Annotated in this window: 3 protein-coding genes and 1 pseudogene; all 4 read left to right on the plus strand. The window is 62.1% G+C overall.

Features of this window, described 5'->3' with window-relative positions; translation table 11 throughout:
* Positions 1–554, plus strand: a pseudogene (locus ACIRCZ_RS15370) (hypothetical protein); the annotation flags it as partial.
* Positions 555–1,272: 718 nt separating this feature from the next.
* The gene (locus ACIRCZ_RS15375) at positions 1,273–1,773 is read left to right on the plus strand and encodes an RNA polymerase sigma factor (RefSeq protein WP_235500672.1); all 501 of its coding nucleotides are present in this window, start codon (positions 1,273–1,275) and stop codon (positions 1,771–1,773) included.
* A gap of 667 nt (positions 1,774–2,440) precedes the next feature.
* The gene (locus tag ACIRCZ_RS15380; RefSeq protein WP_402854581.1) at positions 2,441–4,738 is read left to right on the plus strand and encodes an ATP-binding protein; all 2,298 of its coding nucleotides are present in this window, start codon (positions 2,441–2,443) and stop codon (positions 4,736–4,738) included.
* Between the two features lie 595 nt (positions 4,739–5,333).
* Positions 5,334–6,642: DUF11 domain-containing protein (locus tag ACIRCZ_RS15385; protein WP_402854583.1), on the plus strand; the 1,309-nt coding region annotated here is incomplete at its 3' end.

Here is a 6,642-nt window from a genome sequence, read left to right on the forward strand (position 1 = left end):
CGCAGGCGTCGGCTGCGGCTGATGTGACGAGCGCGGCTGCTGCTCAGGCGGCGGCGACGGCGGATGCATCCACGGATGCGTCTGCTGATGTGTCGACGGCGGCGAACGCTGCGTCGAACGTGTCGGCTCAGGCGGCGGCGAATGCGGATAACTCGTCGAACGCGCAGGCTGCGGCTTCGGCTGCGGCCACGGCTAATGCGAACGCTGCGGCCGCTATTGCAGCCAACGCCACGGCATCCGCTAATGCGTCCACAGACGCAAACGCGGCAGCGTCGGATCAGGCGTCGGCCGCATCGAATGGTTCGGCCAGTAACGCGAACGCCGAGGGTGCTACGGACGGAGCTAATGCGGCGACAGCGAGCAGTGGCACGGCCAACAGCGAAGGCAGCTCGACCGCACCGAACGACGGATCCCTGGCCCACACGGGCTCGGACCTCAGCGGATGGGCGTTTGGTGGAGCATTTGGTGTTCTCGCACTGGGGGCGCTCATGATGCTCCTGCTCGGACGGCGGAAGCGTCGCAGTGAAGATGAGGAGCACACTCAGCTGCACTAAGCATCGTCGAAATACCCAAACAGAAGAGAACCGGTCCCCGCGCAGCAATGCACGGGGGCCGGTTCCTGTCTGCGCCTCGCCACGACATCCGCCACTGACGTGTGCATCTGCAGCCTTGCAAGGAACAGTACTTAGTCCAATCTCGGCCCGGCCTAAGTCCGCTTCGCTCCCGGCGCGGTGAGTTCGCGCATATCGAGGCTCGAGAGCCTCGGCGATGCGATCACACGACTTGCTGAAGATGCCGAGACGTTTGACCTGGTCGCCTTTGTCTTCGACGAATACGCGAACGCGATACCGGATGCGAGCGGGACCGAAGTCGGTCCCGGGAGCATCGTCGGTTCGTCTCCGGTGACCTCGAAGCAAGGACATCAGAGGTGCACGTGATCAGGGGGTCGTCCGACGGCGACCCTCACGTGCTGATCGCTAAGGCGCATCGGGGGTCCTCCTGGACCAACCCGAGTGCGATGAGACGGAGCTGTCTAGGGCAGCCATAGCCGGCATTTGTGACGATCGATCCCGCGATGCGCGCAAAACGGGTAGGAAGACAAGCAATACTACGCATTCGCTCAGATTGCGCTTCTTCAAAGCTGAATGCATGCAAGATGTGGGCGGGAATGTCGCCGGACGGGTACCGGGCGCGGGCGGGCGTGATTCCCCCGGGGGACGAAAGGTGGTTCTCGGGGAACTCGCCGTTGCCAGCGATTCGGATCTGTTGCGGATGTTGCACGATGGGGATGATGCGGCGCTGGCGACCCTGTGGGAGCGGCACATCGGAGCGGCGCTGAGAGTCGCGAGAACAGCGAGCTCATCTTTCGAACCTGAGGATGTTGCTGCCGAGGCCTTCGCCAGGGCGCTGAGCGCGATTAGAAACGGTGGAGGTCCCCAGCATGCGTTCCGCGCATACCTCGTAACCACAGTACGGAGCGTCGTCGCCTCATGGGGGCGTCAGCGTGGGCATTTCCCCATGGCAGAACCTGAACATCTTGATCAATTTCAAGCTAGCGAACTTATGGATACTGTCGACAAGCTCACGGTTCGTAAGGCCTTCGCCACGCTGCCGGATCGCTGGCGCACCGTCCTCTGGTATAGCGAGGTTGAGGGAATGGGGGCGACGGAGATCGCCGGGAAGCTCGACATTACGCCCGCGGCGGCAGCGATGCTGACCTATCGTGCCAGGCAGGGGCTGCGGCGGGCTTGGCATGCCGCGGCGAGCGACTAGGTGTAGTTACGGAAGCGAGGGATCGGGGGCATGCCGAAGACGCCACGGAGTCACACCTTCTCTGTTTGGCGTTCAGGAGCTCGGATCGGTTGGGTGATGACGCAGCTTTCGCGAGTCTCGACAGGTTGGTCCGCGCGTGACGGAGCATTTGGAGGTTGAGCCGGTTGAGCGCCGTCGCCGGAATTCGCAGCGTGCCGTGCGGTGTGCAATATCCACCCAGCCGCGAAGAGCGCCAGGGTCGCCGTCAGCAACACCTCCAACACGAGCACGTGGAGGGCTGCAACCACGGAATGGACCTCCTGCATGGTGCGCTCCATTCTGCAAAAAGCATCGCTTGGATATGTGCCAAAAGGTACCGACACAGAAAGTCAGGATTGATCACGCTCACCCCTTGACGCTGGAAGACGACCAGCGTCTGACGCAGACGTTCGCCGGCCCAGAAGACGCGCGTGCATGTGGCAAGGCTCGAACTCCATCGACGAAAACACGGCATGTACGCGACCAGGGGATTGGCCGAATCATGGAGAAGGGCCAGGTGCCCCGGCGACTCGGCTCCTGAACCGGAACCGCTCAAAAGGTTGCCTGGAAAGTCTTGTCCTCAAGACCCGAGGCAGTAGTAATCTGCGATTGCTCCGCGATATCGCTGGGCAAGCAATCTGGAGGCACGATGCTGGAACAAGGGCCGGTGCCGGGAGCCGGTGCGCTCCCGGCGGAAGTCACGAGCCTCATCGGCCGGAGGGGCGACGTAGCCGAATCGCGCAGACGACTTTCAAGCGGCGGTCTGCTCACTTTGGTCGGACCAGCAGGGGTGGGGAAGACCCGCATCGCCATTCGCCTCGCGCGCAGGGTAGAGCGCAGCTTCAGCGACGGTGTCGTATTCGTCGATTTGCTAGGAGCAAGAACAGGTAGACAGCTGTTGGACACGGTGACGAGCGCAGTCGGAGTGCACGTCGTCTCTGCGGACACCGATCAGGCGCTCCTGGAGTACCTCCGTGATCGAGAAATGCTCATCGTCCTTGACAATTGCGAACACCTTGTAGAGGTCGCAGCAGAACTCGCTACGTCCATACTCCACGCTTGCCCGACGATCTCGCTGCTGGCAACCAGCCGGGAGGCCCTTCGCGTTCCAGGCGAGTCGCTTCAGCTTGTCGAGCCGCTGCCCACCTTCCTCGACGATGTGGACACGACGGAGCCGTCGAGTGCGGTGCAGCTGTTCATCGAACGAGCTGCACCGTTCATTGAAACGCCGGTTGCGTCGACCCAGCTTGCAATAATCGCGCAAATCTGTGAGCGACTCGAAGGCCTGCCCCTCGCGATAGAGCTGACCGCAGCGCGAGCCTCAATCCTCGCTGTTGATCAGATCCTCGAGGAACTGTCGCACTCTCTTCAGGTTGTGACTCGAGGTGGCCGGACCACACATGCGCGTCACAATACGCTGCGGGCAGCGATCCAATGGAGTTACGACCTTTGCGATAGGAGAGAGCAACTCGCCTGGCGGGTGTTGAGCGTATTCGGGGCACCCTGGGACCTGGGCGCAGGAAAGGCAGTCCTCTCAGACCTCGGAGACGAGAGTAGAACGGCGCTCGATATGCTGCAAATTCTCTTCGAGAAGTCGATAATCAGACGTGTCCGGCGAGGCGATACGGTCTGGTACACGATGCTCGCGGCTGTTCGGGAGTTTGGGCAGGAACGTCTTACCTCCGAAGAAGGGCACCGCGCCCAGCTAGCGCATCGCGACTGGTACCTCAGCCGCCTTCGAGCCGCTGAGTTCGACTGGCTGGGTCCTCGCCAGTCGCAGTGGCTGGCATACTTCCGACACGAGCTTCCGAACATCCGGGTTGCCGCCGAATTCGGACTCACCGATAGAGCGAATCCTGAAAAGATGTTCGATTTGCTCTGCGTCGGATGGCGGATCGCGTGGCAAGCGGATGGACGAATCGACGAGCTCCGCGATTGGTTGGAGCGCGCCTTGATGGTCAACAGCGATCGAACGCCGAGCCGAACTATGGCACGTATTCTCCACTCGACCATCGTCGGCTTACACGGCGATCGCACATATGCGCTCGGTGAGCTGCAACGCATTCGAAAGGACGCGGAGGCGCTGGGGGAGCCTCTCCTTGCGTCCTACGTCGACACCGCATGCGCCCTACTGACAGCGGACGCCACCGAGTCGGTCACATTACTTCAACGCGCTCTCAAAGTGCAGGACGGCGACCCTGTCGCCGTAGCGCGCGTGGGTACTTCGGTCTGGCTGGTGCAGGCGCTCGAGCGCCTTGGCCGCACCGATGAAGCCGAGACTCTCCGGGACGAATTTCTCCAGGCAGCTGAACGCTCAGGTGAGCAGTACGAGTCAAACGCGCTTCTGCTGCACGGTGGCGCAGCCGCCTGCCGGCGTGCCGAACCCGACCTCGCGCGCGATCTACTGACAAGGGCCCTGAAGGGCCAGCGACACCTTCGAAGCTCAGTTGCAATAGCTCACGCCATCCAGTCGCTTGCAGGGGTGGAACTCCTAGTCGGGAACCCGGATCGATGCGCGTTTTTGATGGGTGCGGCTCAGCCAGCGTGGCGTTTTTCTGGGGCTAAGCCGACATGGTCTCCGACGTACTTCCACGATTCACAGACCTACGAACAAGGGGCCATCCAATCCCTTGGTCGTGTGGGCTATGAGATGCAGTTCGCTGCGGGGGCACGCTTGACGCTTGACGAGGCTCTGAACAATGCCCTCGGTGAAGCGCCTCCGTCACGCACCGCGAGTTCCGCGAGGACGTCGATACTGACCGCACGCGAATCGGAAATTGTGGAGCTCCTCGTCGAGGGCCTCAGCGATCGGGAAATAGCGAGATCCCTCTCGATCTCGATACGAACCGTCCAAGGGCACGTCCAGCGGATCCTCGTCAAGCTCAGCTTGCACTCACGGACACAGATCGCCACCTGGAAGCTCCTTGGAGAAGACCAGGTGAGCTGAGCGGGCGCAGCGTCCGTTTCGGATGCGATTGTCGCCGAACGCGCGGACCACCCCTACTCGGCTCCCTGGGGTTCCCGTCACGTCGCGAGCGAGTCGCTGGCCGATGAAAGAAGGTGCCTGGCCGGGCACTGGAGTGACTACCCGAAGTCAACAGCCCGACCAGGCGAGGGGCGCCGCCAAACCCGAAATCGACGCGTCCTCTAAAAGAAAGAGCCGGAGGAAGCGGAGTTGTAACGCGTCACCCCGTTCCTTTCCATAGATTCGGCAGGCGCACCAAATCCTTGACGTGCACAAAGAAGCAGCACAGCTGTTAGCCCACCGGGTTCGGATTACGCGACCCGGCCGCGCGTCCGATTTCGACAAGGCCGGGGTCGCTGAGCAGCCAGAGACCGCTCTGTTCGATGGATTGCGTCTGCGCGACGGAAGAGTGGATGGCCCTCGGGGCCCGGCTGAGAATGCGAGCTGTGCCCGCAGCGCCCGCGTCTATTTCCTGAGAACTTCGTTATCGACCTGTCCAGGCCGACTCTTTCTAATCGACGTGTTTCTGATCCGGACGGCTCCCCGCCCGATCCCTAACGTATTGAAGGAAGCAGCCATGCACCATCGTTCCCGCTCCGCGCGAAGCGGTCGCCACAGCAAACCGTTCGCGTTTGCGACAGCCGCACTGATAGGCCTGGCGACCGCCGTCAGCGTATCCCCGGCCGCTCAGGCGGTAGGGGAAACCGTCGAAGCCGGCGCTATCGAGACGCCCGGTAGCCCGATCTACCGAGTGTCGCTCACCGACCGGGGCACGTTTCAGATCTACTCGACGGAGTTCGGTCAGACGTTCTGGGGGCTTGAGTCGGAACGTGGTGCTTACGCAACGCTCACCGCGACGAACCCAGCCGAGAGTGTCTTTCCTGACGTCGCGACCGGGACACAAACATTTGGCGGTTCGGGGTCGGCAGTGGATCCATTCTGGATTCAAACGGTCGATACGTCCGGAAGTATGCCATTGACAACTCGCCTCAGCTACGTCATCGGGTCGAACTATGTCCGTACCGATATTTCAACGACGAACGTCGGCGCTCAGGCGCGGACAGTTGAACTCGCTGGCTATGGCGACTGCTACCTCGCCGGAGACGATCTCGGATACAGCAACGTTGTCCCCGGAAGGGCCGTTGAGTGTCACACCCAGCAGGCGGGTGGCGATGTGATCACACTCCTTGCGGCGACCCCTGGCGCGGTTGCCGTTGCGGGACTCATCCAGCCGATCGCTGCGGCCGTCAGAGGCACAACATTCATCACAGACTCGGCAATGGCCAACACGTGCGTCCCAGGTGCATGCATGACTGAGCGGGTTGACAACGGTGGCGCATTGGCGTGGAAGCGAGATGTCGCTCCCGGTGAGACGTTCTCTGTCAGCTATCTCAACGCTTACACGGACGCAGTGAATCCCCCGTTCTCGGATTTGGCAGTCGATGCGTCAGCCTCTACGACACAAGCAGCGCTTGGAGACCAGGTCAGCTACACCGTGAGTGTGCGTAACGACGGTCCTGCTGACACCAGCAACGTCGACCTTTCGTTCCCGATCCCCGCCGGGATGACCTTCCTCGATGCCGACCAGGCCGGATATGACGCAAGCACGGGCAGTTGGGCAGTTGGAGATCTCCCGTCGGGGAGCACCAAGACAATCGTTCTGCGCGCGCAGGCGGATCGAGTCGGCACTGTCACGGCGCAGGTTCTGTCCGCGACGTCCATCAACATCGACGCCACCCCGTGCGTCACTGGCTCGGCGGCCAATTGTGGCCCGGCACTGTCGTTGAACGTGGTTGCGGTTCCGGCGGCTGCGACGTCGACGATTGGTGTTTCGCCGTCGTCGATTCCGGCGGATGGTTCGACGGCGTCGACGGTGACGGTGACGG

The organism is Leifsonia sp. NPDC102414, from assembly GCF_044765685.1.
GTDB lineage: Bacteria > Actinomycetota > Actinomycetes > Actinomycetales > Microbacteriaceae > Leifsonia.